The sequence below is a fragment of the Modestobacter sp. KNN46-3 genome (assembly GCF_011039295.1).
The window spans coordinates 1-24,346 of sequence record NZ_JAAKGN010000001.1; the positions used below are offsets into that span (position 1 = coordinate 1).

The 24,346-nt window shown below is 73.2% G+C and carries 24 protein-coding genes and 1 riboswitch; of the genes, 12 read left to right on the forward strand and 12 right to left on the reverse strand.

All coding sequences use genetic code 11. The features are described from left to right. Positions 1 to 482: 482 nt before the first annotated feature. From G5C62_RS00005 to G5C62_RS00015, 3 genes are read right to left on the reverse strand one after another with little or no spacing between them, the layout of a single operon-like run. Positions 483 to 1,754, reverse strand: coding sequence for a D-arabinono-1,4-lactone oxidase (locus G5C62_RS00005; RefSeq protein ID WP_164699636.1), 1,272 nt, complete (start codon positions 1,752 to 1,754; stop codon positions 483 to 485). 47 nt (positions 1,755 to 1,801) lie between these two features. Next, entirely contained in the window at positions 1,802 to 1,954 is a 153-nt protein-coding gene (locus G5C62_RS00010; RefSeq protein ID WP_164699637.1) for a hypothetical protein, read from the reverse strand. 45 nt (positions 1,955 to 1,999) lie between these two features. Then, positions 2,000 to 2,164 (reverse strand): hypothetical protein, encoded by a 165-nt coding sequence (locus G5C62_RS00015; RefSeq protein WP_164699638.1) that lies wholly within the window; start codon positions 2,162 to 2,164, stop codon positions 2,000 to 2,002. Between the two features lie 352 nt (positions 2,165 to 2,516). Between G5C62_RS00015 and G5C62_RS00020 the strand changes: the two genes are divergently transcribed. Next, positions 2,517 to 3,788, forward strand: a complete 1,272-nt coding sequence (locus G5C62_RS00020) for an aldose epimerase family protein (RefSeq protein WP_164699639.1) — start codon at positions 2,517 to 2,519, stop codon at positions 3,786 to 3,788. A 49-nt stretch (positions 3,789 to 3,837) separates the two neighbouring features. Here the strand turns inward: G5C62_RS00020 and paaE are convergent, their stop codons facing one another. The 5 genes from paaE to paaA all read right to left on the reverse strand — a co-directional run bounded on the left by paaE (position 3,838) and on the right by paaA (position 7,837). Beyond that, entirely contained in the window at positions 3,838 to 4,914 is a 1,077-nt protein-coding gene (gene paaE, locus G5C62_RS00025) for a 1,2-phenylacetyl-CoA epoxidase subunit PaaE (protein WP_164699640.1), read from the reverse strand. Then, the gene (gene paaD / locus G5C62_RS00030; protein ID WP_164699641.1) at positions 4,914 to 5,450 is read right to left on the reverse strand and encodes a 1,2-phenylacetyl-CoA epoxidase subunit PaaD; all 537 of its coding nucleotides are present in this window, start codon (positions 5,448 to 5,450) and stop codon (positions 4,914 to 4,916) included. The genes paaE and paaD overlap by 1 nt, the downstream gene beginning before the upstream one ends. Next, positions 5,447 to 6,358, reverse strand: coding sequence for a 1,2-phenylacetyl-CoA epoxidase subunit PaaC (gene paaC, locus G5C62_RS00035; RefSeq protein WP_164699642.1), 912 nt, complete (start codon positions 6,356 to 6,358; stop codon positions 5,447 to 5,449). Before paaC ends, paaD begins: the two co-directional genes overlap by 4 nt. Positions 6,359 to 6,479: 121 nt before the next feature. Further along, a complete protein-coding gene (gene paaB, locus G5C62_RS00040; RefSeq protein WP_346774109.1) occupies positions 6,480 to 6,872 on the reverse strand; it encodes a 1,2-phenylacetyl-CoA epoxidase subunit PaaB in 393 nt (130 codons plus the stop codon). Next, positions 6,872 to 7,837, reverse strand: a complete 966-nt coding sequence (gene paaA / locus G5C62_RS00045; RefSeq protein WP_164699643.1) for a 1,2-phenylacetyl-CoA epoxidase subunit PaaA — start codon at positions 7,835 to 7,837, stop codon at positions 6,872 to 6,874. Before paaA ends, paaB begins: the two co-directional genes overlap by 1 nt. 221 nt (positions 7,838 to 8,058) lie before the next feature. Between paaA and paaK the strand changes: the two genes are divergently transcribed. The 3 genes from paaK to paaZ are packed head-to-tail and all read left to right on the forward strand — an operon-like array spanning position 8,059 to position 12,097. Next, positions 8,059 to 9,420, forward strand: coding sequence for a phenylacetate--CoA ligase PaaK (gene paaK / locus G5C62_RS00050; RefSeq protein WP_164699644.1), 1,362 nt, complete (start codon positions 8,059 to 8,061; stop codon positions 9,418 to 9,420). Next, positions 9,417 to 10,043 (forward strand): TetR/AcrR family transcriptional regulator, encoded by a 627-nt coding sequence (locus tag G5C62_RS00055; protein ID WP_036336881.1) that lies wholly within the window; start codon positions 9,417 to 9,419, stop codon positions 10,041 to 10,043. Before paaK ends, G5C62_RS00055 begins: the two co-directional genes overlap by 4 nt. Beyond that, positions 10,040 to 12,097 (forward strand): phenylacetic acid degradation bifunctional protein PaaZ, encoded by a 2,058-nt coding sequence (gene paaZ, locus G5C62_RS00060; RefSeq protein ID WP_164699645.1) that lies wholly within the window; start codon positions 10,040 to 10,042, stop codon positions 12,095 to 12,097. The genes G5C62_RS00055 and paaZ overlap by 4 nt, the downstream gene beginning before the upstream one ends. Before the next feature lie 24 nt (positions 12,098 to 12,121). Here paaZ and G5C62_RS00065 read toward each other — a convergent pair whose 3' ends face one another. Continuing rightward, complete coding sequence (locus G5C62_RS00065) at positions 12,122 to 12,952, reverse strand: IclR family transcriptional regulator C-terminal domain-containing protein (RefSeq protein ID WP_164699646.1); 831 nt, start codon at positions 12,950 to 12,952, stop codon at positions 12,122 to 12,124. Next, the gene (locus G5C62_RS00070) at positions 12,853 to 14,526 is read right to left on the reverse strand and encodes an amidohydrolase family protein (RefSeq protein WP_241175633.1); all 1,674 of its coding nucleotides are present in this window, start codon (positions 14,524 to 14,526) and stop codon (positions 12,853 to 12,855) included. Before G5C62_RS00070 ends, G5C62_RS00065 begins: the two co-directional genes overlap by 100 nt. Positions 14,527 to 14,746: 220 nt before the next feature. Between G5C62_RS00070 and G5C62_RS00075 the strand changes: the two genes are divergently transcribed. The 8 genes from G5C62_RS00075 (at position 14,747) to G5C62_RS00110 (ending at position 21,863) form a co-directional block, all read left to right on the forward strand. Continuing rightward, on the forward strand, positions 14,747 to 15,934 hold the full coding sequence (locus tag G5C62_RS00075; RefSeq protein ID WP_164699647.1) for a CaiB/BaiF CoA-transferase family protein: 1,188 nt from the start codon (positions 14,747 to 14,749) through the stop codon (positions 15,932 to 15,934). After that, a complete protein-coding gene (locus G5C62_RS00080) occupies positions 15,931 to 16,755 on the forward strand; it encodes a citryl-CoA lyase (protein ID WP_164699648.1) in 825 nt (274 codons plus the stop codon). Before G5C62_RS00075 ends, G5C62_RS00080 begins: the two co-directional genes overlap by 4 nt. Then, positions 16,748 to 17,629: an extradiol ring-cleavage dioxygenase gene (locus tag G5C62_RS00085; protein ID WP_164699649.1), complete on the forward strand. Its 882-nt coding sequence runs from the start codon at positions 16,748 to 16,750 to the stop codon at positions 17,627 to 17,629. The genes G5C62_RS00080 and G5C62_RS00085 overlap by 8 nt, the downstream gene beginning before the upstream one ends. Continuing rightward, entirely contained in the window at positions 17,626 to 17,985 is a 360-nt protein-coding gene (locus G5C62_RS00090; RefSeq protein WP_164699650.1) for a hypothetical protein, read from the forward strand. The genes G5C62_RS00085 and G5C62_RS00090 overlap by 4 nt, the downstream gene beginning before the upstream one ends. Positions 17,986 to 17,989: 4 nt before the next feature. Further along, on the forward strand, positions 17,990 to 18,964 hold the full coding sequence (locus G5C62_RS00095; protein ID WP_164699651.1) for a zinc-binding alcohol dehydrogenase family protein: 975 nt from the start codon (positions 17,990 to 17,992) through the stop codon (positions 18,962 to 18,964). A gap of 157 nt (positions 18,965 to 19,121) precedes the next feature. After that, positions 19,122 to 19,273, forward strand: a riboswitch (cyclic di-AMP (ydaO/yuaA leader). Between the two features lie 21 nt (positions 19,274 to 19,294). After that, positions 19,295 to 20,200 carry a hypothetical protein gene (locus tag G5C62_RS00100; RefSeq protein ID WP_241175634.1) on the forward strand — a complete coding sequence of 302 codons (906 nt, stop codon included), beginning with the start codon at positions 19,295 to 19,297 and terminating at the stop codon, positions 20,198 to 20,200. 107 nt (positions 20,201 to 20,307) lie between these two features. Continuing rightward, positions 20,308 to 20,802, forward strand: coding sequence for a hypothetical protein (locus tag G5C62_RS00105; RefSeq protein WP_164699652.1), 495 nt, complete (start codon positions 20,308 to 20,310; stop codon positions 20,800 to 20,802). Positions 20,803 to 21,035: 233 nt separating this feature from the next. After that, positions 21,036 to 21,863: an alpha/beta hydrolase gene (locus G5C62_RS00110; RefSeq protein ID WP_241175635.1), complete on the forward strand. Its 828-nt coding sequence runs from the start codon at positions 21,036 to 21,038 to the stop codon at positions 21,861 to 21,863. Between the two features lie 62 nt (positions 21,864 to 21,925). On the opposite strand, the gene G5C62_RS00115 is transcribed toward G5C62_RS00110, so the two are convergent. Both G5C62_RS00115 and G5C62_RS00120 read right to left on the reverse strand, forming a co-directional pair. Then, positions 21,926 to 23,392 (reverse strand): YdiU family protein, encoded by a 1,467-nt coding sequence (locus G5C62_RS00115; protein ID WP_164699653.1) that lies wholly within the window; start codon positions 23,390 to 23,392, stop codon positions 21,926 to 21,928. Between the two features lie 52 nt (positions 23,393 to 23,444). Beyond that, the gene (locus tag G5C62_RS00120) at positions 23,445 to 24,314 is read right to left on the reverse strand and encodes an NAD(P)H-binding protein (protein WP_164699654.1); all 870 of its coding nucleotides are present in this window, start codon (positions 24,312 to 24,314) and stop codon (positions 23,445 to 23,447) included. Positions 24,315 to 24,346: the final 32 nt, after the last annotated feature.

Consider the following 24,346-nt stretch of genomic DNA (forward strand, 5'->3'; position numbering starts at 1 on the left):
TGGACCACGAGGGACCTCCTGGGTCGGTGCGGGTGCTTGGCGGCTCCCACACCCAACCCGGAGGTCCCTCCTCACATCAAGATCAGCTGCTCATCGCAGCGCTGCACCAACCTGTCCGGGCAGTACACCTAGTCCGTGGCGTTGTCGTCTGTTCTCGCGCCGCTCGGCTGGGGCGACCGGTGTCTGACGTAGTACGTCCAGGCCAGCGACGCGAGTCCGAGCCCGATCAGGAGCAGCGCAGGCCACTGCCAGTCGTTCGCCGCAGCGAGGAGAAGCCCGGTGAGCACGGCGAGGAGTGAAGCCAGCGGACGCATCGGATCCTGCGCATGACGAACTGCCCATCCGGGCTCCCGCTGGTCCACATGATCACCATGCACCATGCCGCCGGATGACGGCAGCGTCCGACCGTGTGGCCCTGAGTGGGCCGCTCAGGGTGCCGTGCCCGCTGCGTGCATCGCAGCGGCGGCCGGCGGCCGGCGGTGTTAGACGTTGTCGAGGACGTGGCGCTCGAGCCAGTCGTTGCGGAAGGTGCCGCGCGGGTCGAGCCGGTCGACCAGGGCCAGGAAGTCGGCGTGACGCGGGTACCTGGGGGCGAGGGTGGCCGCGTCGGCGAGGAAGAGCTTGCCCCAGTGCGGGCGCGCACCTAGCGCCAGCAGCCGGGCCTCCAGCTCGACCAGCAGCTCCTCGACGTCGGCCTGGGCGGGCAGCCAGGTGAAGTGCAGGCCGAGGGTGGGCTGGCCGTACGCGGTGCTCATCCACAGCTCGTCGGCGGCGACCGTGCGGATCTCACAGACCTGCAGCAGCGGCCGGATCCGGTGTGCCAACGAGCGCAGCACCTCCAGCGCCTCCACCCCTGCGGTGCGGGGCAGCAGGTACTCGGACTGGATCTCGTTGCCGTTGCTCGGGGTGAAGCCCATCCGGAAGTGCGGCAGGCGGTCCGACCAGCGCCCGGGGCTGCCCAGCTGCGCGGTGGTGGGCGCCGGGTCGATGCCGGGCAGCGGGTGCCGCTCGGTGGCGGCCTCGACCGCGCCGAACAGGTCACCGGCGGGGGAGCCGGCGACGTCGGTGCGGGACTTCACCCAGATCATGTCCACGCTCGGTCCCAGCCCCGTGAACAGGCTGACGCTGTAGCCGGCCGACAGGACCTCGTCCAGGTTGCCGTACAGCGTGTCCCAGGGCAGCTGCTCGAACACCCGCTGCTGCACGTCGAAGGCCGGCTCGACGTCGAGGGTCATCCGGGTGACCGCCCCGAGGGCGCCGAGCCCGACCACCATGCCGTCGAAGTCGGCGTCGCCGCGGGCGCACCGGACCAGCTCCCCGCTGGAGGTCACCAGCTCCAGGCCGGCGACCGCCGTCGCCAGGTTGCCGTTACCGACGCCGGATCCGTGGGTGGCAGTGGCCACCGCGCCGGCGATCGAGATGTGCGGGAGCGAGGCCAGGTTGTGCAGTGCCAGGCCCTCCCGGTGCAGGGCGGCAGCCAGCTCGCCGTACCGCAGACCCGCATCGACGGTGACCGTGCGCCGGTCGCTGCTCACGTCGACCCGGTCGGAGGTCATCGCCTCCAGCGACACCAGCTCGGCGCTGTCGCCGATGGCGGTGAAGGAGTGCCGTGAACCCAGCACCCGCACCTGCCGGGCGTTCGTGATCGTCTCCTGCAGCTCGGCCAGCGACTCCGGCCGGCGCAGCTCCGTCGCGCGATAGGTGTGGTTGCCTGCCCAGTTCGTGGTCGCCAGTGCCACGGGTGCCTCGGTCACGCCCCAGTGTCCCGCAGGTCCGTCGTCCGCGTCGGGCGGGACGTCGCTCAGAGCAGCCGGTCGAGGTCGTCCGGCCCCGGCCCGGTGCCCCCGGAGTCACGGACGGGGGACGACTCGGGGACGTCGTCGTCCGGTGGCTCGTCGGCGACCGGCCCCTCCGCGTAGAGGGTGCTGGGGTCCTTGGGGTCCATCTCACGCACGGCGGGTGCCTACCCCGGCCCGCCAGGACCAACCGCTGGGCCGGATCACCAGGGGCCCTCGCCACCACCGAAGTACACCGTGATGAACATCCAGCCGAAGACCACCAGCAGGGCCAGGAACTCCAGGGCGTAGAGCTGCCAGCCGCCGTTGGCGATCCGCTGGCGGATTCCGGGCTCTTCCGAGTGACCGGAGTCGGGGGTGTCGGCCATGGGTCTCTCCTCCCAGGACGGGAGCCCCACCGCGGCGCACTCGTGGACCGGAGGCCACGCCGGGCCGCCGGAGGGGCTCGGGTCCCCGGGCACGGCTCACCCGGGTCGACCACGTCCATGCCCAGCCCGGGCGCGATCCAGACGTGGAAGCTGGTTCCGAGCCGTGGTCCCGGGCCATACGCGCAACCCCAGACGTCCCATTGACACCATTCCGCTGACCTCCCTACGGTCGGGCGCGTTCCACCGGACTGACCGAGGGCACGACCCCGTTCGCCGTTCCTGGTGCTGCGGGGCACGGCCCCCGCCACCGCGCGATGACGCCGGTGGACCACCACGGACACCGGAGTCCCGCATGCCTGGACGCGCCACCCTGCCCTCCTCCCGTCAGTCGGCCGCCGCGCCGAGCCGCCGGCACCGACGGCGCCACTGGCCCCTGGTGGCCACCCTCAGCACCGGCCTCCTCGTCGGCAGCGCGGCCGCACCGGCCGCCGCGGGTGAGGGCCACCCCGGGCGCGGCGGCGGCTCCGACCGCGGCTCCGCGAGCACGACCGTCGAGCCCTTCGGCACCGCGCCCGACGGCACCCCGGTCGAGCGCTGGACGCTGAGCAACGGCGACATGACGGTCCGGGTGCTCACCTACGGCGGTGTCATCCAGACCCTGGAGGTGCCCGACGAGGACGGGGACGTGGAGAACGTCGTCCTGGGCTTCCCGGACGTGGCCGGCTATGCCTCGGACGCCGACCCGTACTTCGGCTCGCTGATCGGCCGCTACGGCAACCGCATCGCCGGCGGCACCTTCGACCTGGCCGGGGAGACCTACCAGCTGCCGCTCAACGACGGCCCGAACACCCTGCACGGCGGCCCTGACGGGTTCGACGACCGGGTGTGGACGGCGACCCCCGTCGGCAACGAGCGCGTGGCGGCGCTGCGGCTGGAGCTGGTCAGCCCGGCCGGCGACCAGGGCTTCCCCGGCACCCTCACCACCGCGGTCACCTACGCCATGGACGAGCACAACCGGCTGGCCGTCCGCTACGAGGCCACCACCGACGCACCGACGGTCGTGAACCTCACCCAGCACACCTACTGGAACCTCGGCGGCGAGGGGTCCGGCACCATCTACGACCACGAGCTGAAGATCGACGCCGACGCGTACACCCCGGTCGACGAGACGCTCATCCCCACCGGGGAGATCGCGCCGGTCGAGGGCACGCCGTTCGACTTCCGTGAGCCCACCGCGATCGGGGAGCGGATCCGGGTGGCAGACCAGCAGATCCTGTACGGCCAGGGCTACGACCACAACTGGGTGCTCGACCGCGAGGACGACGGCGCGCGCGAGGGCTCGGACAGCGAGGACGCCCTGGAGAAGGCTGCCGTGCTGCACGACCCGGACAGCGGCCGGACCCTCACCATCGCCACCACCGAGCCGGGCCTGCAATTCTACTCCGGCAACTTCCTCGACGGCACGATCGTCGGCACCGGCGGCAGTGTCTACCGGCAGGGTGACGGGCTGGCGCTGGAGACCCAGCACTTCCCGGACTCCCCGAACCAGCCCGACTTCCCCTCCACCGAGCTGCAGCCGGGCGAGGAGTACCAGAGCACCACGGTGTTCATGCTCTCCAACTGAAGTGGTGCGGCCGGCTGCGGACGGGCTTCCCCGTCCGCAGCCGGGCGCCTCAGGCGTCGTAGTCGACCGTGACCTCGTCGGTCAGCGGCAGCGACTGGCAGGTCAGCACGTACCCGGCATCCACCTCGCCGGGGTCCAGCGCGTAGTTGCGGCGCATCTCCACCTCGCCGTCCGTCACCCGGGCCCGGCAGGTGCCGCACACCCCGCCCTTGCAGGCGAACGGCAGGTCGCCGCGCACCTGCTGCGCCGAGTCGAGCACCGGCACCCCGCGCGGCAGCGTCAGTGTGGTGGTGCGGCCGTCCAGCACGATAGTCACCGAGCTGCTGGGGCCCTCGACGGTCTGGTCGTCGCCGCGGACCGGCTCCGGCGGCAGGTCGTCGACGTAGAACAGCTCCTGGTGCACCCGCTCGGCCGGCACCCCCAGCTCGGTGAGCAGCTCCCGGGCGTGGGTGACCATGCCGTGCGGTCCGCACAGCCACCAGTGGTCGACCTGCGGCGCGTCGGTGAAGGCGTCGACCAGGGTGCGCAGCCGGTCGCCGTCCAGCCGGCCACTGGTCAGCTCGGCGTCCCGCGGCTCGCGGGAGAGCACGTGCACCAGCTGCAGCCGGGTGCCGTAGCGGTCCTTCAGGTCGGCGAGCTCGTCGGCGAACATCACCGTGTTGGTGCGCCGGTTGCCGTAGAAGACGGTCACCGTCGACTCGCCGTCCCGCAGCACGGTGGCGGCCAGCGAGAGCACCGGCGTGACCCCGGAACCGGCGACGACGAACACGTGGTCACCGGACACCGACAGGTCGGCGGTGAACGTGCCCGACGGGGGCAGCACCTCGATCTCGTCGCCCGGCCGCACCTCGTTCACCAGGTAGGCGGAGAAGAAGCCGCCGGGCACCTCGCGGACCCCGACCCGGGGTGCGGCACCGACCGGCGAGCAGATGGAGTACGAGCGCCGCTCGTCCCGGTCGCCGTCCACCCGGCGCAGGGTCAGCGCCTGGCCGGGGCGGAACGAGTAGTCCTCGGCCAGCTCCGGTGGGACGTCGAAGGTGACCGCCACGGCGTCGTCGGTGAGCCGCTCGACCTGGGCGACCTTCAGCGGGTGGAACTGCGGACGCCGGCGGGCGGGGGCCGTCATCAGATCTCCTTGAGGTGCTCGAAGGGCTCCAGGCAGACCCGGCAGCGGCGCATCGCCTTGCACGCGGTCCCGCTGAACTCGCTGATCTCCTCGGTGTCGGCCGCCCCGCACTGCGGGCAGGTCGCCGTCCGCCGGGACGGGCCGAGCTGCAGCGGCACCGGACCGGTCCGGCGCACCGGCGCGTCACCGGGGGGTGCGATGCCGCCGGCGGCCAGCTTGCGGCGGCCGGCCGGGCTGATCCAGTCGGTGCTCCAGGCGGGGGAGAGGACCGTCCGGACGTCGACGTCGGCGAACCCGGCCCGGTGCAGCGCGTGCACCAGGTCGGCGCGCATGACGCCCATCGCCGGGCAGCCCGAGTAGGTGGGGGTGATCTCCACGACGACCGTGCCGTCCTCGTCCCGGACGTCCCGCAGCACCCCGAGATCGGCCAGCGTCAGCATCGGCAGCTCGGGGTCGGTGACCGTCTCCGCCACCGCCCGCGCGTCCGTGTCGGTCCCACCAAAATGGCCATTTTGGTGGGTGGTGGGGCCGGTCACCAGGTCGCGGCCGGGTGTTCGCGGGCGGTGGACTGCAGCTCGGTGAGCAGCGCGGTGAACTCGGCGCTGTGTTCGCCGGCGCGGCCGCGGCTGGGCTGCGGGGTGGGCCACTCGGGCACGGTGAGGGTCGCCCGCTCGAGCACGAGGGTGAGCACGTCGCGCACCTCGTCGGTGAGCTCCGCCGGGTCGACGGCCACCCCGGCGGCGGTCAGCCGGGTCTCGACGTCGGTGGCGGTGAACAGGTCGGCGAGCAGCGGCCAGACGGCGTCGACCCCGGCCTGGGTGCGGCGGTGAGACTCCGGCGTCCCGTCGCCGAGCCGGAGCACCCAGCGGGCGGCGTGGTCGCGGTGGTAGGTCAGCTCGGGCACCCCCTTGGCGGCGATCGCGGCGAGCACCGGGTCGCGGGACTCGCGCAGCCGGTTGAGGAGCGCCAGCCGCCAGGCCGAGGCGGCCAGCAGGCGGACGACGGTCTGCCCGAAGTCGCCGTTGGGAGCCTCGACCAGCCCGGAGTGGCGGAACTCGTCGGGGTCGCGGAAGTAGGCGAGGGCGTCCTCGTCCGGGATGCTCGCCGTCGCCCGCTCGCGGCTGCGGCCGAGCACGCCGACCGAGCCCGCCCGGGCCAGCAGCAGCCGGGCCTGGCCGAGCAGGTCCAGCCCGCAGTTGGCGAGGGCGACCTCTTCTTCGAGCTCCGGGGCGTTGGTCACCCACTGCGTGAGCCGCTGGCAGAGCACCAGCGCGTCGTCGCCGAGCATCAGGCAGTACGCGCCCAGGTCAGCCGGGTCGATGCCCTCGGGCACGGTGGTGTCGACCCCGGCCAGCGGCTCGTCGAAGCCGGTGCCGAACGCCCACTGCCCCTCGCCTCCGTGCGCATGGTCCAACGCCTCGTACACGGTCTCTTCGTGCGCCAACGAGGTGCTCCCTTCCCGTCGAGGCCAGCCCGCCGCATCCGGAACGGATGCGCCGTCTTGCGGCCCCCTCGCAGGGGCCCGCTCGCCGAGGAACGAGGCGAGTGGGGGGCGAGGGGGTCCTTTACATGTGGGGGACGTTCTCCGGGATCTCGTAGAACGTCGGGTGCCGGTAGACCTTGTCGCCGCTGGGGGCGAACAGCGGGTCCTTCTCGTCGGGGCTGGAGGCGGTGATGTCGCTGGCCCGCACGACCCAGATGCTCACGCCCTCGTTGCGCCGGGTGTAGAGGTCCCGGGCGGCGTGCACGGCCATCTCGTCGTCGGGGGCGTGCAGCGAGCCGACGTGCACGTGGTTCAGCCCGCGCTTGCCGCGGACGAACACCTCGTACAGCGGCCAGTCGCGCTTGCTCACGGCCGGCTGGTCGGCCACCGGCACGCCCGGCCCGGTGGGGACGGCGCCGTGCCCACCCTCGGCGGTGACGTCGCCCATCGACCCGCCGGCAGCCGCGTCGCTCATCAGGCGCTCACGGCCGCGTGCTTGTCGGCGTAGGCGGTGGCGGCCTCGGTGACCCACGCGTTGTCGTCGCGGGCGGCCCGGCGGCGGGCGATCCGCTCGTCGTTGCACGGCCCGTTGCCGGCCAGCACCTGCTTGAACTCCGACCAGTCGATGGCACCGAAGCGGTACCGGCCGGTCTCGGGGTCCAGCGCGAGCTCGGGGTCGGGCAGCGTCACGCCGAGCACCTCGGCCTGGGGCACGGTCATGTCGACGAAGCGCTGGCGCAGCTCGTCGTTGCTGTGCCGCTTGACGCCCCACGCCATCGACTGGGCCGAGTTGGGGCTGTCGTCGTCCGGCGGGCCGAACATCATCAGCGAGGGCCACCACCAGCGGTCGACGGCGTCCTGCACCATCGCGCGCTGGGCGTCGGTGCCGCGCATCATCGTCATCAGCAGCTCGTAGCCCTGCCGCTGGTGGAAGGACTCCTCCTTGCAGACCCGGATCATCGCGCGGGCGTAGGGGCCGTAGCTCGACCGGCACAGCGGCACCTGGTTGCAGATCGCCGCGCCGTCGACGAGCCAGCCGATGACGCCGACGTCGGCGTAGGTGAGCGTGGGGTAGTTGAAGATCGAGCTGTACTTCTGCTTGCGCTCGATGAGCTTGTCGGTGAGGTCGGCCCGATCGGCGCCGAGGGTCTCGGCGGCCGAGTAGAGGTACAGCCCGTGGCCGGCCTCGTCCTGCACCTTGGCCAGCAGGATCGCCTTGCGCCGCAGGCTGGGGGCGGCGAGCAGCCAGTCGCCCTCGGGCTGCATGCCGATGATCTCTGAGTGGGCGTGCTGGGCGATCTGCCGGATCAGGCCCTTGCGGTAGCCCTCGGGCATCCAGTCGCGCGGCTCGATGCGGTGGTCGGCCGCGATCGTGGCGTCGAACTGCTCCTGCAGCACGGCCTCGTCCGGAGTCGGGCGGTCCAGCGTCGGCGCAGACATGTCGTCCCCTCGTTGGGCGATCAATTACTGACCATGCGGTCGGTATTCAGTGTCCACCCTGGCGCGGTGCGGCACAAGCCGTCCCCACCGGACGGTGCGGCGCGGGTTGACAGCCGTCCCGGTGAGGAGTTGGTTACTGACCACCTGGACGGTATTTGGGTGCCCCGTGCGCCCGGCCGGCCGGCCGGCAACGACGCTCGGCGACCGCGGAGGAACAGCCCATGACCACAGCGACCGGGACCACGGGCACGGACGAGAGCTCCCGCCGGCTGGGTTCGGCGCCCGACCCGGCGCAGCTCGACCCGGCCGAGCGGATGGGCGTCGACGAGCTGCGCGCGCTGCAGCTGGAGCGCCTGCAGTGGACCCTGCGGCACGTCTACGCGAACGTCCCGCACTACCGGACGGCGTTCGACGCCGCCGGCGTGCACCCCGACGACTGCCGCGAGCTCGCCGACCTGGCGCGGTTCCCGACCACCAGCAAGGCCGACCTGCGGGAGAACTACCCGTTCGGGATGTTCGCCGTCCCGCAGGAGCAGGTCCGCCGGGTGCACGCCTCCTCGGGCACCACCGGGCAGCCGACCGTCGTCGGCTACACCGAGGACGACATCGACACCTGGGCCACCGTCATGGCCCGTTCCATCCGCGCGGCAGGCGGCCGCCCGGGCGACAAGCTGCACAACGCCTACGGCTACGGCCTGTTCACCGGCGGGCTGGGCGCGCACTACGGCGCGGAGAAGCTGGGCTGCACGGTCATCCCGGTCTCCGGTGGCATGACGCCCCGCCAGGTGCAGCTGATCCAGGACTTCCAGCCGCGGGTGATCATGGTGACGCCGTCCTACCTGCTCACGATCATCGACGAGTTCGAGAAGCAGGGCCTCGACCCGCGTGCTTGCTCGCTGCAGATCGGCATCTTCGGCGCCGAGCCGTGGACCGAGGAGATGCGCCGGGAGATGGAGGAGCGCCTGGACATCGAGGCGATCGACATCTACGGCCTGTCGGAGGTCATGGGCCCGGGCATCGCGCAGGAGTGCGTCGAGACCAAGGACGGTCTGCACATCTGGGAGGACCACTTCTACCCGGAGGTCATCGACCCGGACACCGGCGAGGTGCTGCCCGAGGGGGAGCAGGGCGAGCTGGTGTTCACCTCGCTGACCAAGCAGGCGATGCCGGTCATCCGCTACCGCACCCGCGACCTGACCCGGCTGCTGCCGGGCACCGCCCGGCCGGGCATGCGCCGGATGGAGAAGGTGACCGGCCGGACCGACGACATGATCATCCTGCGCGGGGTCAACGTCTTCCCGACGCAGATCGAGGAGGTGGTGCTCCGGACGCCGGGGCTGTCGCCGCACTTCTCCCTCGAGCTGACCAGCCGCGGCCGGATGGACCACCTGACCGTGCACGTGGAGGCCCGGCCGGACTGCCCGGCCGACCGCCGCGACGCCGCGGCCCGTGAGGTCGGCACCGCGGTGAAGGACACCATCGGGATCACCGTCGAGGTGTCGGTCGTCGACCCGGAGACGCTGGCCCGCTCGGTGGGCAAGCTGCAGCGGCTGACCGATCGACGTGAGCGGAGCGGGGCATGACGGTCGCGCCGGCGCGGCGGGGGCGGCCCGGGCACTCGCTGGACTCGCTGCTGGACACCGCGGTGGCCGTCTTCATCGAGCGCGGGTACGAGGCGACCAGCATGGACGAGCTGGCGGCCCGGCTCGGCGTCACCAAGTCGGCGATCTACCACCACGTGCCCAGCAAGGTGGAGCTGCTGCGGCTCGCCCTGGACCGGGCGCTGAACGCGCTGTTCGCCGTCCTGGACGAGCCGGGAGCGCTCACGGGTCCGGCCATCGACCGGCTGGAGCACGTCGTCCGCGGGTCTGTGCGGGTGCTGACCGCCCAGCTGCCGTTCGTCACGTTGCTGCTGCGGGTGCGCGGGAACTCCGCGGTCGAGTCCGAGGCGCTGGGCCGGCGCCGCGAGTTCGACCGGATCGTCACCGACCTGGTCCGCGCGGCGGAGGAGGAGGGCGACGTGCGGCCCGACGTCGACCCCGCGGTCACCAGCCGGCTGCTGTTCGGCACCGTCAACTCCCTCACCGAGTGGTACCGCCCCGGGCGCGGCCTGGACGCCGAGGCGCTGGCCGACGCGCTGGTCACGACCACCTTCAGCGGCCTGCGCACCGCAGCCGCACCCGTCCCCCCGGAGGCACTCCGATGACCGCACCGATGTTGCCGAGCTACGTCGCCGGCCGCTGGTACACCGCCCCCGACGAGGGGGCGCCGATCGCCGACGCCGTCACCGGCGAGACCGTCGTCCGGGTGTCCAGCGCCGGGCTGGACGTGCCGGGGATGCTCGACCATGCCCGCTCGGTCGGCGGCCCGGCGCTGCGCGAGCTGACCTTCCACCAGCGTGCGGCGCTGCTCAAGCAGCTGGGCCTGCGGTTGATGGCGGAGAAGGACGCGTTCTACGCGCTCTCCCGGCGCACCGGGTGCACCGACCGGGACACCGCGGTGGACGTCGACGGCGGCTTCGGCACGCTGCTGTCCTACGCGAGCAAGGCGCGCCGGGAGCTGCCCGACGACACGGTCGTGCTGGACGGCGCTCCTGAGCCGCTGGGCCGGGGCGGCACCTTCCTCGGCCAGCACCTGTACACGCCGCTGCGCGGGGTGGCGGTGCAGGTCAACGCCTTCAACTTCCCGGTCTGGGGCTTCCTGGAGAAGTTCGCCCCCGCCTTCATCGCCGGCGTGCCGACGGTGGTGAAGCCGGGCAGCCAGACCGCCTACCTGACCGAGGCCGTCGTCCGCTCGATCGTCGACAGCGGGCTGCTCCCCGAGGGCAGCGTGCAGCTGCTGGCCGGCAGCGCCGCCGGCGTCCTCGACGGGCTCGCCGGGCAGGACCTGGTGTTCTTCACCGGCTCCGCGTCCACCGCCCGCAAGCTGCGCAGCCACCCCGCGGTGGTGGCGAACTCGGTGCGCTTCAACGCCGAGGCCGACTCGCTGAACTGCGCGGTGCTCGGCCCCGACGCCACCCCGGACACCCCCGAGTTCGGCCTGTTCGTCGACCAGCTGGTCACCGAGATGACGGTGAAGGCCGGGCAGAAGTGCACCGCCATCCGCCGGGCGCTGGTGCCGCGCGAGCTGGCCGACGACGTGGTGGAGGCGACCCGGGCGAAGCTGGCCGAGGTCGTCGTCGGTGCCCCGGGTGCCGAGGGCGTGACCATGGGCGCGCTGGCCAGCCTGGACCAGCGGCAGGAGGTGCTCCGGGCGGTGAAGGCGCTGCGCGGTGTCGCCGACCTGGTCGCCGGGGACCCGGACGACTTCTCCGTCGTCGGCGCCGACCGGGACCGGGGCGCCTTCCTGCCGCCGATGCTGCTGCGCTGCGACGACCTCTCCGCCGGCGAGCCGCACGACGTGGAGGCGTTCGGGCCGGTGAGCACGGTGCTGCCCTACGACGGCGTGGCGCACGCGGTCGAGCTCGCCGCGCGCGGGCAGGGCAGCCTGGTGGGCTCGATCGTGACCCACGACCCGGCGGTCGCCCGGGAGTTCGTGCTCGGTGCCGCGCACGCGCACGGCCGGGTGCTGGTGCTCGACCGGGACGACGCCGGGGAGAACACCGGCCACGGCTCCCCGCTGCCGGTGCTGGTGCACGGCGGCCCCGGGCGGGCCGGCGGTGGCGAGGAGCTCGGCGGCATCCGCGGGGTGCTGCACCACATGCAGCGCACCGCCGTGCAGGGTTCGCCGGACATGCTGACCACGATCGGCCGCCGGTGGGTGACCGGCGCCGCCCGCACCGACGACGGCGTGCACCCGTTCCGCAAGTCGCTGGCCGAGCTGCGGATCGGGGACTCGGTGACCGCCGGGCCGCGTGCGGTCACCCTGGCCGACATCGAGCACTTCGCCGAGTTCACCGGGGACACCTTCTACGCCCACATGGACGAGGCGGCCGCCGCAGCCAACCCGCTGTTCGGCGGGCGGGTCGCGCACGGCTACCTGATCGTCTCCTGGGCCGCGGGGCTGTTCGTCGACCCGGACCCGGGGCCGGTGCTGGCCAACTACGGGGTGGACAACCTGCGGTTCCTGACGCCGGTCAAGCCCGGCGCGGAGCTGACGGTCACCCTCACCGCCAAGCAGATCACCCCGCGGGGCGGCGCCGACCACGGCGAGGTGCGCTGGGACGCGGTCGTGGTGGACGGCGACGGACAGCCGGTCGCCACCTACGACGTGCTCACCATGGTGGCCAAGACCTGGGCCCCGGCGGCCGACCCGAGCTGAGCGGCGCCCGGCGGCGCGTCGGGGTCAGCCGGCGGCGGTCGAGCCGTCCGGCCGGCGGGTGACCTCGACGTGCGGCCGGGTCTGCCACAGCGCCCACTCGGCGCTGATGTCGCCGGCGGTGCGCAACAGTCGGGGGAGGTGCTCGGTGAGCAGCCGGTCGGTCGAGGTCTCCGCGGCGTGCACCGTCACGTTCATCGCGGCGCGCACGGCGCCGGCGCCGTCCCGGACCGGCACCGCGACCGAGCGGACGCCGGGGGCCAGTTCCTCGTCGGCCAGTGCCCAGCCACGGGCGCGGACCTCGGTCAGCTCGGTCTGCAGCTGGTCGGCCGAGCGGCCGATGTAGGTCGGCAGCCCGGCCCGGCTCGGCTCGGCCAGGGTGGCCTCCAGCTCGGCGGGGGAGAGGCCGGCGAGCAGCACCTTGCCCTGCGAGGTCTGCACGGCGGGGAAGCGCGTCCCGATCTCCACCCGCAGGGTGATCAGCTTCGGGACGGCGACCCGGGCGACGTAGACGATGTCCGAGCCGTCGAGCTGGGCCATCGAGGAGGACTCACCGGTCTGCGCGACCAGCGCCTCCAGGTGCGGGCGGGCGATGTCCCACAGCCCCAGCGCCCCGACGTAGGCCATGCCGAGGGTGAGCACCTTCGGGGTGAGCCGGAAGGCGCCGGCGGAGGAGCGGACGAACCCGAGCTCCTCCAGGGTGAGCAGCAGCCGTCGCGCGGTCGGCCGGGCCAGCCCGGCGGCGGTCGCGACGTCGCTCAGTGACATGACCGGGTGGTCGGCGTCGAAGCAGGCCAGCACGTCCAGCCCGCGCGCGAGCGCCTCCACGAAGTCCGGCCCCGTGCCCCGTCCTGCCACCGCGCGCCACCTCCCCGTCCCGTTGCTGCTGGTGCGTCGCACCGCGCCGGGCCGGCGCGGTGCGACGGGTGCTCAGTGCGAGCTGTGCTGGTCCAGCGAGGGCTCGCCGAACACGTTGCCCCGGGCTCCGTGGGTGGAGTGGACTTGTACTCGGTGTAGGTGTACGGGTTGTCCAGGACGTCGTCGTCCGGCAGGTCCGGGTTCATGCCGGCCGCCCACGCCTCCGGGCCGAGGGTCGACTGCAGGTGCTCGACCGTCGCGTCGACGGTCCGCCGCACCGCGGCCAGGTCGGCACCGACCAGCTGGTGCTCGTGCTTCACCACCCGGCCGCCGACGAGCACCGTGTGCACGTCGCCGCGCTGGGCCTGGAAGGCCACGTGCCCGTAGGGGTTCAGCAGCGGGAAGGAGACCGGCGACCGGTCGTTCTTGATCAGCACGACGTCGCCCTGCTTGCCCGGCTCCAGGCTGCCCAGGTCGTCCCGGCCCAGCGCCAGCGCGCCGCCGCGGGTGGCCCAGTCGACGACCTGCTCGGCCCGCAGGTGCACCTGGGTGACCGTCTGCCCCTGGGCGTGCGCCTCCAGGTGCTCGCGGGAGCGGTCGGCGCCCAGCGTGCTGCGCATCGCGGAGAACAGGTCGCTGCTCCACCACACGCTGGTGTCCATCGACAGCGAGACCGGGATGCCGTGCCGGCGCACCTGCCAGGTGGGCGGGTAGCCCTGCCCGGCGCTCTGCTCGGACTCCGTGGACACCGAGATCGAGCCGCCGGTCGCGGCGATCCGGTGGTAGGAGTCGGTGGTCAGCGTGGCGGCGTGCACGTAGACCGTCTCGGGGGTCATGAAGCCGTTGTCGTGCATCAGCCGGATGCCCTCGTCCCCGGTGGCCCCCCAGACGCCGGCGTGCGTGGTGACCGGCAGGCCGAGCTCGCGCGCCACCTCGAAGGCGGGCTTCTCCGGGAACGCCGGGTCACCGGTGACGTCGAAGGCCAGCTGCAGGCCGAGCTTGCCCTCGTCCTGGCGACGCTTGAGGAACGCCTGCACGGCCGGGTCGGTGGCCCACTCCCACGGGCCGGCCTGGATGTTGCCGTAGGCCAGCAGGAACCGGCCGGGCACCGCGAGCAGGGCGTCGGCGGCGGCCTCGGCGTGGTCGACGGTCTGCAGCCCGTGCGACCAGTCGACGGTGGTGGTGACCCCGGCCTCGACGGCGTCCCAGGCAGACAGCAGGTTGCCGGCGTGAACGTCCTCGGGACGGAAGGCCTTGCCGTGCTCGAGGTAGTACCAGACGAAGTACTGGGTGAGCGTCCAGTCGGCGCCGTAGCCGCGCATCGCGGTCTGCCACATGTGCCGGTGGGTGTCGATCATGCCGGGCATCACGACGCCGCCCTGCGCGTCGATCTCCAGGGTCCCGGCCGGGACGTCGAGCTGCTGGCCGACGGCGGCGAGCTTCCCGTCCACGACGAGGACGTCGGCGTCGGGCAGCACGGTGTGTGCGTCGTCCATGGTCAGCACGGTGCCGTTGCGCAGCACGACCGGGCGGTCGGTCGCCTGCCCCGCGACGTCGGTGTCGGGCTGGGACATCGTCTACCTCCAGGCCGTCACCGGACTGTCGCGGACGAATGTCCGCAGAACGGTCAGCCTGGCGACGGCCCCACTGTCGTGGTGATCGCGACCACATGTCAAGGCGGAGGATCGAGTCAGACGTTCCGGTTGACAGTGGAACAGTGCGGTGGTGAGACTCGGCGGCACTCCGGACGCCCGTCCGCTTGACGGCGAAACACCGCTCGAGGGGCCACACCCGATGACCGAACACCCACTGCCGCCCGGTTCCGCGCCGGGTCGGGGGCCGCTGTCCGGCCTCTTGGTGGCCGACTTCTCCCGGGTCCTGGCCGGGCCCTACGCCACCATGCTGCTGGCCGACATGGGCGCCGAGGTGGTCAAGGTGGAGAGCCCCAGCGGCGACGACACCCGCAGCTGGGCGCCGCCGGTGCGCGAGGGGGTGTCGACCTACTACCTGGGCGTGAACCGGAACAAGCGCTCCATCGCCCTGGACCTCAAGGACCCCGCCGACGCCGCCGCGGCCCAGGAGCTGGCCCGGCGCGCCGACATCGTGATCGAGAACTTCAAGACCGGCGGGCTCGGCCGCTTCGGCCTGGACTACGCCAGCGTCAGTGCGACCAACCCCCGCGTCGTCTACGCCTCGATCACCGGCTTCGGCAGCGGGCCGGCCGGTGCGCCGCTGCCCGGGTACGACCTGATCGTGCAGGCGATCTCCGGCCTGATGAGCCTCACCGGCGACCCCGAGGGCGAGCCGTTCCGGGCCGGCATCTCCGTCTTCGACGTGATGGCCGGCCTGCACGCCACCATCGGCGTGCTCTCCGCGCTGAACGTCCGGCACGAGACCGGCCGCGGCCAGCACGTCGAGGTCAACCTGCTGTCCTCCGCGCTGTCCGGGCTGGTCAACCACGCCAGCGCCGTCGTCGCCGGTGACGTCGTCCCGTTCCGGATGGGCAACAGCCACCCGAGCCTGTTCCCCTACGAGCCGCTCCCGTGCGCCGACGGCGACCTGATCATCACCGCCGGCAACAACGGCCAGTTCCGCCGGTTGGTCGAGGTGCTCGGCGTGCCCGAGCTCGCCGACGACCCGCGGTTCGCCCGCAACGAGGACCGCACGGCCAACCGGGACGAGCTGCGCCCGCTGCTGGTCGAGCGGCTGAGCACCCGGTCCAAGCGGGACTGGTTCGACGACATCATCGCCGCGGGCGTGCCCTGCGGGCCGATCAACACCGTCGACCAGGGGGTGGCCTTCGCCGAGTCGATCGGCCTGGACCCGGTGGTGACCGTGGGGGAGGGTGAGGCGGCAGTGCCGTCGGTCCGCCACCCGATCACCTTCTCCGAGACGCCGGCCGACTACCGGCTGCCACCGCCGGCCCTGGACGAGCACGGCGCCGAGCTGCGACGGTGGCTGGCCACCGAGGAGGACGCGTGACCACCCCCGAGTACCCGACCGCGCTGGGTGCCTCCAGCCGCGAGTCGATCACGCTGCTGGGCACCGACCTGGCCCGCGACGTCATGGGCACCGTCGGCTTCGGCGAGCTGGCCTTCTGGCTGGCCACCCAGCGGCGGCCCACACCGGGGGAGACCCGGGTCTTCGAGGCGGTGCTGGCCGCGCTCGCCGACCACGGCTTCACCCCGACCGCCATCGTCACCCGGCTCACCTACCTGTCGGCACCGGACTCGGTGCAGGGGGCGCTCGCCGCCGGCCTGCTCGGCGGTGGCTCCCGGTTCCTCGGCGTCACCGAGGACTCCGGCCGCTTCCTGGACGACGTGCTGAAGGGCGTGGACGGTGCGCTGCCGACCGACGACGCGGGTTGGGACGCCCTGGCCCTCGAGACGGTGACCGCCCAGCGGGCGGCGCGGCGCTTCGTCCCCGGGCTCGGCCACCACGTGCACAAGGACGGCGACCCGCGCACCCCCCGGCTGTTCGAGATCGCGACCGAGGAGGGGCTGTTCGGCCCGCACCTGTCGCTGTTCGCCGCGATCGGCCGGGTCCACCCCCAGGTGCTCGGCAAGACCCTGCCGCTCAACGGGGCCGGGGTGTGCGGTGCGGCGCTGGCCGACCTGGGCCTGCCGCTGCAGCTGCTCCGCGGCTTCGCGCTGCTCGCCCGCACGGCCGGGCTGATCGGGCAGCTCGCCGAAGAGCTGCGGCATCCGGTCGCCAACGACGTGTTCCTGTCCGTGGACCTCAACAACCGGTCCGTCGCCCCCGACCCGTACCTCCCTGACCTCAACGGAGACAGTCATGGCTGAACTGGCCGCGGTGATCGCGTCCACCCACCACCCCTTCTACTACCGGGCCAGCACCGCCACCGGCGCGGACCGGCCGCCGTTCGCCGACGAGTGGGTGGCGAAGATCGAGGCGTTCCGCGAGACGCTCACCCGTGCGGAGCCCGACGTCCTGGTGATGGTCGGCAGTGACCACTTCCACCAGCTGTGGCTGGACAACATGCCGCAGTTCCTGGTGGGCAAGGCGCCGTTCTTCGACGCCAACTTCCACAACGAGGAGCGCGAGTTCGGGCTGCCGAAGATGACGCTGCGCGGCGAGGAGGACCTGGCGGCGCACCTGCTGCGGGACGGGCTGGACCGGGACTTCGACCTGGCCTTCAGCAACGAGCTGCGGATCGACCACAGCATCACCTGCCCGATCATCACGCTGCGCCCGCAGGCCGACCTGCCGATCGTGCCGATCTACACCAACATCTTCGCCCCGCCGCTGCCGCAGCCGAAGCGCTTCGTCCAGCTGGGCCGGGCGATCCGGGAGATGGTCGAGTCCTGGGAGAGCGACAAGCGGGTGGCGGTGATCGGCACCGGGCACCTGTCCCTGGAGCTGGGCGGGCCGCGCCAGTTCGGCGAGCACGGGCCGGACCCGGAGTTCGACCGCAAGGCCGTCGAGTGGATCGCCAGCGGGGACATCGAGGGCTGCCTGGCCGAGGTCTCCCTGGAGTCCCTGCACCACCCGGGCAACGCCACCCACGGGTTCATGGACTTCATGCTGATGATGGGCGTGGCCGGCGAGGGCGCAAAGGCCGACCACGTCGACACCCTGGACCTGTTCCACACCATGGAGGCGTACTTCACCTGGTACCCCAACGGGGTCCCGAGCACGGGCGGTGTGTCGGCATGAGCAAGTACCTGCTGGACAAGTTCCTGTTCACCGTCGACCGCGACCCCGAGCTGACCGAGCGCTACCGGGAGGACCCGGCCGGCACGGTCACCTGGTGGGAGGCCGAGATGGCCAACACCATCCTCAACTGCATCCCCGCGGAGAAGACCACCTGGCTGGCCTTCACCGACGAGGAGCGGCGAGCGCTGGCCGAGCACGACCACGTCGCGCTGTTCCAGATGGGCGCGCACCCGTTCCTGACGCTCACCCTGTTCATCGCGCTGTTCGAGCGCGACCACGGGCCGATGGAGTACCAGCGTGCCTACGGGAAGGCGATGGAGCACATCTCCATGCCCTATCCCGACATCGCGACCTGAGCCGGTGCGCGCCGCCGTCCTGACCCGGCCGGGCGAGCCGCCCGCCCTGGTGGACCACCCGGACCCGGTGCCCGGCGAGGGCCGGACCCTGGTCCGGGTGACCGCCGCCCCGGTCGTGCCGCTGGACCTCCTCTGCGCCTCCGGGACGTCGTACTTCGGCCGTCCGGCCGTGCCCTACGTACCAGGTGTGCAGGGGGTGGGGGTCGTGGTGTCGTCGGCGGTGCTGACGCCCGGCACCCGGGTCTGGTTCGCCACCTCGGCGGGGATGAGCCCGGGCGACGGCAGCCTGGGCGAGCTCTGCGCCGTGCCGGACGCCGACGTCGTCCCGCTCGCCGGGGACCTGCCCGACCCGGTCGTGGCCGCGCTGGGCCTGTCGGCGGTCGCCGGCTGGATGGCGCTGACCTGGCGCGGCCGGTTGCAGCCGGGGGAGCGGGTGCTGGTGCTCGGTGCCGGAGGTGCGGTCGGTCAGGCCGCGCTCGGCGCCGCCCGCGCGCTGGGGGCCGGGCGGGTGGTCGGGGTCTGCCGCTCGCCGTCCGCCGCCGACCGTGCCCGCCGGGCCGGCGCCGAGGACGTCGTCCTCACCGGGGACGGCGGCGACCTGGCTGCGCGGATCCGGCAGACGGTCGGCTCGGACGTCGACCTCGTCGTCGACCCGGTGTTCGGCGCCGTGGCCGCGGCCGCGTGCTCGGTGCTGGCGCCCGGTGGGCGGCTGGTCAACCTGGGTGGCGCGGCCGGGGACGCCGCCGAGTTCTCCTCCGCCGTGCTGCGCAGCCGGAGCATCGACGTGCTCGGCTACACCAACAACGCGCTCACCGGCGAGCAGCGGGCCGCCGCGCTGACCGCGGTGCTGCGGCACGCCGCGGCCGGGCAGCTCCGGGTGGAGCACGCCGTCCTCCCGCTGGCGCGGGTCGAGGAGGCCTGGGCGGCCACCGCGGCCGGGGGCGGGAGCCGGTCCGTCGTCGAGCTGTCGGTGCGCTGACCGAGCACCGCCGGTGGTGACGGATGGGACGCGTGTGTCCGGAGAGTGACGCGACCACCGTCACCCGATGAAATGCGGGCAACGGATTGTCACGACTACATAACGCCGTTACGTTGGCCGGGTCCAGTCGGTCGCCACGTCCCCACCCGGGGAGCCCGACCGGACGCCGCCGAGTCGCCCTCCGGGGCGAGCCGGGGACCCACCGCACCACTGGGGTGAATCCCGCGCCCGGACGACCGTCCGGGCCGGGTAGGGCTGCTTCCCGCCCGAACCCGTCAGCTGACCTGGTAGGCGGCCATCGGAAGACACCTGTTCGGAGCACTCCTGCCCATGCGCGCCCGCACCACCACCTCTGCCGCCACCGGCCGACGCCGTCCGCCGGCCGGCATGCGCCGCCCCGGGCTCTACCTGGGCATCGCGGCGGCCGGAGCCGTCCTGGTCAACGTCGTCGTCGGCGTGGGCCCAGCGGCCCAGGCCGACCCCGTGGCCTCCCAGCCGGTGAGCGTCGCCGAGCAGCTGGGGCTGGCCGCCCAGTCCGGCGCCGTCGACGGGACCGAGGACCTGCGGCCGCTCGAGGAGTTGGCCGCCAGCCGGGCCACCCGGGAGGCGGAGCAGACCGCCGCCCAGCAGGCGCAGGCGGCGGCCGACCAGGCCGTGCTCGACCAGCAGGCCGCCGAGGCCGAGGCTGCCCGCGTCGCCGCCGAGGCAGCGGCCGCCGCAGAGGCGGAGGCCGCTCGCATCGCCGCGGAGGCAGCGGCTGCTGCGGAGGCGGAGGCGAAGGCGGCTGCCGCGAAGCCCGCCGCACCGGCGCGGGCCGGTGCCGCCGCCAAGCCCGCAGCCGGGGCCGCCTCGACGGCCGGCACGGCGGTGTCCGCGATCGCGAAGATCACCAACAGCGCCGGACCGATCAAGCCGCAGGCGCAAGCTGCCGCGAACGCCGTGGTCAGCAACGTGCCCGGCGCCGGCTCGATCACCCTGGGCGGCACCCGGCCCAGCGCCGCCGACCCGCACGGTCACCCGTCGGGGCTGGCGGTGGACTACATGGTCATGTCCGACGCCGCCCTCGGCGACGCGATCGTCGCCTACCACGTGGCCAACTGGGCCGAGCTCGGCGTCGACTACATCATCTGGGAGCAGCGGATGCTCTCCTCGCCCGGTGGCTCCTGGAAGCAGATGGAGGACCGGGGCAGCGTGACGGCCAACCACTTCGACCACCCGCACGTCAACTACCGCTAGGAACTCGGTCGGCAACGGCCGCCCAGAGGGCGGCTTCAGGGGGGACTTGCTTGCCAGGCTGGTCGCGCTTCCTCGGGCGGTACGCCACGGGGACGTAGCGTGTGGCAGTGCCCCTTCTGCGACGTCGTCAGCAACCTCTAGACACGCAGGACTACACAGTCGAGACGCAGTACTGCGCGGACTGCGACAGTCACTTCGCCCGGGTCACCGGCTACGTGCATGAGCCCAACGACGGCCCGACTGTGGCCACGTACTACGCCGTCTGCCACGGACACCCGGAGCACGAAGTCGCCTTGGACGTCATCCTCGGCTCCTGGGGCGACGATGCAGACTTCAGCGACCACGAGACGTTCTCCTGCATCTGGAGGCCGCGGCCCCAAGGGGTCCTCGCCGTGGATGCGTTCGTCACCTTGTCGTTTCCTGACGGGGAAGACGTCCCGGCAATCCTCGGGCGTCCCATGAGTCGGCACGACGCCCTGCAGAGCCCCCGGATCCAGACCATCTGGGCGATCACCGACGCCCTGGCCACAACCGTCGACCCCATCACCGAACAGGTGATGGCCCGTCGCGGGCGCAAGCATCGGCGCGCGGCGCGGAGCTAACGACCCATTCCGTGCGAAGAGGCGTAATACCCCTCCAGGTACCGGCTGGGGTGAGTCCCCGCTCCTTCGCGCGCTTCGACGCGTGTCCCTAGATGGGCCGCTCAGGGACACTCCGGCACCACTGCCCGGTCTGTATCGGCAGGGCTGGCGTCAGGGGTCCTGGGGCTCGGGAACACGGCCGGTTGCGGGCGCCGGGGCTGGCGGGTCCGGCACCGCAGCGCCACGATGTGGGTGTGCTGCGGGCGGTACTTCGGGCCGCCCTCGTGGGCGCGATGGTGCTGATCGTGGTGGTCGGTCTGCTGTGGACGTTCCAGCGCCGCCTGGTGTACCTGCCCGACGACGGCCCGGTGCCGGCCGCAGCCGAGGTCGTCCCCGGTGGCCGGGACGTCGAGCTGACCACCGCCGACGGGCTGACCCTCGGCGCGTGGTTCGTGCCCGGGCCGACGGCCGACGCACCGGCCGTGCTGGCGGCCAACGGCAACGGCGGCCACCGCGGGGTCCGGGCGCCGCTGGCCCGGGCACTGTCGTCAGCCGGGCTGGCGGTGCTGCTGTTCGACTACCGCGGGTACGGCGGCAACCCGGGCAGCCCGACCGAGGCCGGGTTGGCCCTCGACGTCCGTGCGGCGCGCGACTGGCTGCTGGCCGACGGCGGGGTCCCGGCCGAGCGGCTGCTGTACTACGGGGAGAGCCTGGGCGCCGGCGTCGTCACCGAGCTGGCCGTCGCGCACCCGCCGGCCGGGCTCGTGCTGCGCTCGCCGTTCGTCGACCTGGCCGCCGTCGGCAGCGAGCACTACCCGTTCCTGCCGGTCCGGTTGCTGCTGCGCGACCGCTACCCGGTGGCCGAGCAGGTCGCCCGGGTCGAGGTCCCCACCACCGTCGTCCTGGGCACCGCCGACTCGATCGTGCCGCCGGAGCAGAGCAGAGCGGTGGCCGCTGCCGCCGGGCAGCTGCACCGCACGATCGAGGTGCCCGGCGCCGACCACAACGACGCCGTCCTGCTGGACGGCGACCAGCTGGTCGCCGCCGTCGTCGAACTGGCCCGCCTGACCACCGACCCCTGACCCGTCCCCCGGGCTGACGCCCGCCTGCCACCAAAATGGCCATTTTGGTGGTCGAGGGCGGGTCAGGTGCCGCAGAAGGTCTGGTAGGTGGCGCCGAAGTCGGCGGGGGCGGGGGTGGCGTACCGCTCCAGGCCCGGGCGCTCGGTGTACGGGTGGGTCACGGCGTCGAGCAGGGGGCCCAGCGGGGCCAGGTCGCCGCCGGTCGCCGCGGTGAGCGCCTCCTCGACGAGGTGGTTGCGCGGGATGTAGAGCGGGTTCACCCGGTCCATGGCGTCGGCGTCCGGGGCCAGTGCGCGCCAGCGCTCCGACCACGCGTCGAACGAGGCCAGGTCGAGGAAGAGGTTGCGGACCGGGTCGACGTCGCCGCGGGCGGCGGCGCCGAGCAGCCGGAACCCGGATGTGTGGTCGACGTGGCCGGCCTGCAGCAGCGTCAGGAACTCCTCGACCAGCGGCGCGGCCACCGCGTCGTCCAGCCCTTCCGGCAGGCCGAGCTTGGCGCGCATGCCGGCCGACCAGGCCGCGTCGTACTGCGGCCGGAACTCACCCAGCGCCGCCACCGCGAGCTCGATCGCGGGCTCCTGCTCCTCGGCGAGCAGCGGCAGCATCGCCTCGGCGAGCCGGGCGAGGTCCCACTCGGCCACGATCGGCTGGTTGCCGTAGGCGTAGCGCCCGCCGTGGTCGATCGAGCTGTACACCGTGGCCGGGTCGTGGGCCTCCAGGAAGGCGCACGGCCCGTAGTCGATCGTCTCGCCCGAGATGGTCACGTTGTCGGTGTTCATCACCCCGTGCACGAACCCGACCTGCATCCACCGGGCCACCAGCTCGGCCTGGGCGGTGACCACCGCGGCGAAGAGCGCCAGGTAGGGGTTCTCGGCCTGGGCGGCGTCCGGGTGGTGCCGGCTGATCGCGTGGTCGGCCAGCCGGCGCAGCAGCTCGGCGTCCCCGCTGACCCGGGCGTACTGGAAGCTGCCCACCCGCAGGTGGCTGCTCGCCACCCGGGCCAGGACGGCGCCGGGCAGCAGCGTCTCCCGGCGCACCGAGCGCCCGGTCGCGACCACGGCCAGGGAGCGCGTGGTGGGAATGCCGAGGGCGTGCATCGCCTCGCTGATCACGTACTCGCGCAGCATCGGACCGACCGCGGCCAGCCCGTCGCCGCCGCGGGCGAACGGGGTGCGCCCGGAGCCCTTGAGGTGCAGGTCGCGCAGCTGGCCCTCCACGTCGGTCAGCTCACCGAGCAGCAGCGCCCGGCCGTCGCCCAGCCGCGGCACGAAGCCACCGAACTGGTGCCCGGCGTAGCCCTGGGCGACGGGGGTGGCCCCGGCCGGGACGGCAGTGCCGACCAGCAGGCGCAGCCCCTCGGCGGTCCGCAGCGTGGCGGGGTCGAGCCCGAGCTGGGCGGCCAACGGCTCGTTGAGCAGGAGCAGTCGGGGATCGGGGGCGTCGTCGGCCTGCCAGGCGACGGCCAGCTCGGGCAGCTCCCGGGCGAAGCGGTGGTCCAGGCTGAGGATCGGTGCCGGTGCGAGACTCACCCCACCGAGGCTACGTCGGATCCCGGGAGCGGCCAGTCGCCGCAGCGCCGGCTCAGAGCTGCGGCGCGAGGTGCTCGACGGCCCAGGAGCGCAGCGTGGTGGGCGTCGTGGTGAGCACCGAGCGCGGGTCGGCGGGGACGAAGTCCTCCCGCAGGCCGCGGGACATCCCGACGAACCCCTCGACCTGGGCCTCGGACAGCCCCGCCGCCCGGAGGCCGGCGCGCAGGTCGTCGTCACCGATCTGCTCGGCGCGGACCGCCCGGCCGGTGGCGGCGGCCACGATCCCGGCCACTGCTTCGAAGGTGAGGTCCTCCGGCCCGTGCACGGCGAGCACCCGCCGGCCGGACCAGCCCGGGGACAGCAGGTTGGCCACCGCCACCTCCCCGATGTCCCGCGGGTCGACCCAGGGCATCGGCCGGTCGGTCGGCATGGTGGTGCGCAGCACGCCGTCCCGCAGCCCGTCGAGGTCGGACAGCAGGTTGGTGAAGAAGTACCCGCAGCGCAGGTGGAGCACCGCGGCGCCGGTCTCCTCCAGCTGCTCCTCGGTGCGCGCGAGCCCGTCGATCTGCCCGACGCCGTGGCGCTTCTCGGCGCCGACGCTGCTCTGGAACACGACCCGGGACACCTGGTTCTCCCGCACCGCGCGGGCGGCGACCGCGCCCATCCGGGTGGACGTGGCGACCGGGTCGTCGTCCAGCGTCGGCGGGTCGACCCAGTAGAGGGCGTCCGCGCCCTCGGTCGCCCGCAGCACCGTGTCCAGGTCGCCCTGGTCACCGACCACGAGGTCGACCCGTTCCCGCGTCTGCGGGTCCAGCTTCTCCGGGGAGCGCAGCAGCAGGGTGGGCCGCAGCCCGGCCTGCAGGAGCAGCCGGACCACGCGGGAGCCCACGTGCCCGGTCGGGGTGGTGACCACGATCCTCATCGACAGCCTCCGGTGGATGGGTGTGTGCTGTG

Bases quoted from the DNA above. Each gene is read 5' to 3' on its own strand.
- paaA (WP_164699643.1), bottom strand. From the start codon at position 7,837: ATGTCTGCGCCGACGCTGGACCGCCCGACTCCGGACGAGGCCGTGCTG.
- paaE (WP_164699640.1), bottom strand. From the start codon at position 4,914: ATGACGGCCCCCGCCCGCCGGCGTCCGCAGTTCCACCCGCTGAAGGTC.
- paaB (WP_346774109.1), bottom strand. From the start codon at position 6,872: ATGAGCGACGCGGCTGCCGGCGGGTCGATGGGCGACGTCACCGCCGAG.
- G5C62_RS00090 (WP_164699650.1), top strand. From the start codon at position 17,626: ATGAGCAAGTACCTGCTGGACAAGTTCCTGTTCACCGTCGACCGCGAC.
- G5C62_RS00020 (WP_164699639.1), top strand. From the start codon at position 2,517: ATGCCTGGACGCGCCACCCTGCCCTCCTCCCGTCAGTCGGCCGCCGCG.
- paaZ (WP_164699645.1), top strand. From the start codon at position 10,040: ATGACCGCACCGATGTTGCCGAGCTACGTCGCCGGCCGCTGGTACACC.
- G5C62_RS00075 (WP_164699647.1), top strand. From the start codon at position 14,747: ATGACCGAACACCCACTGCCGCCCGGTTCCGCGCCGGGTCGGGGGCCG.
- G5C62_RS00120 (WP_164699654.1), bottom strand. From the start codon at position 24,314: ATGAGGATCGTGGTCACCACCCCGACCGGGCACGTGGGCTCCCGCGTG.
- G5C62_RS00070 (WP_241175633.1), bottom strand. From the start codon at position 14,526: ATGTCCCAGCCCGACACCGACGTCGCGGGGCAGGCGACCGACCGCCCG.
- G5C62_RS00055 (WP_036336881.1), top strand. From the start codon at position 9,417: ATGACGGTCGCGCCGGCGCGGCGGGGGCGGCCCGGGCACTCGCTGGAC.
- paaK (WP_164699644.1), top strand. From the start codon at position 8,059: ATGACCACAGCGACCGGGACCACGGGCACGGACGAGAGCTCCCGCCGG.
- G5C62_RS00100 (WP_241175634.1), top strand. From the start codon at position 19,295: ATGCGCGCCCGCACCACCACCTCTGCCGCCACCGGCCGACGCCGTCCG.
- G5C62_RS00085 (WP_164699649.1), top strand. From the start codon at position 16,748: ATGGCTGAACTGGCCGCGGTGATCGCGTCCACCCACCACCCCTTCTAC.
- G5C62_RS00015 (WP_164699638.1), bottom strand. From the start codon at position 2,164: ATGGCCGACACCCCCGACTCCGGTCACTCGGAAGAGCCCGGAATCCGC.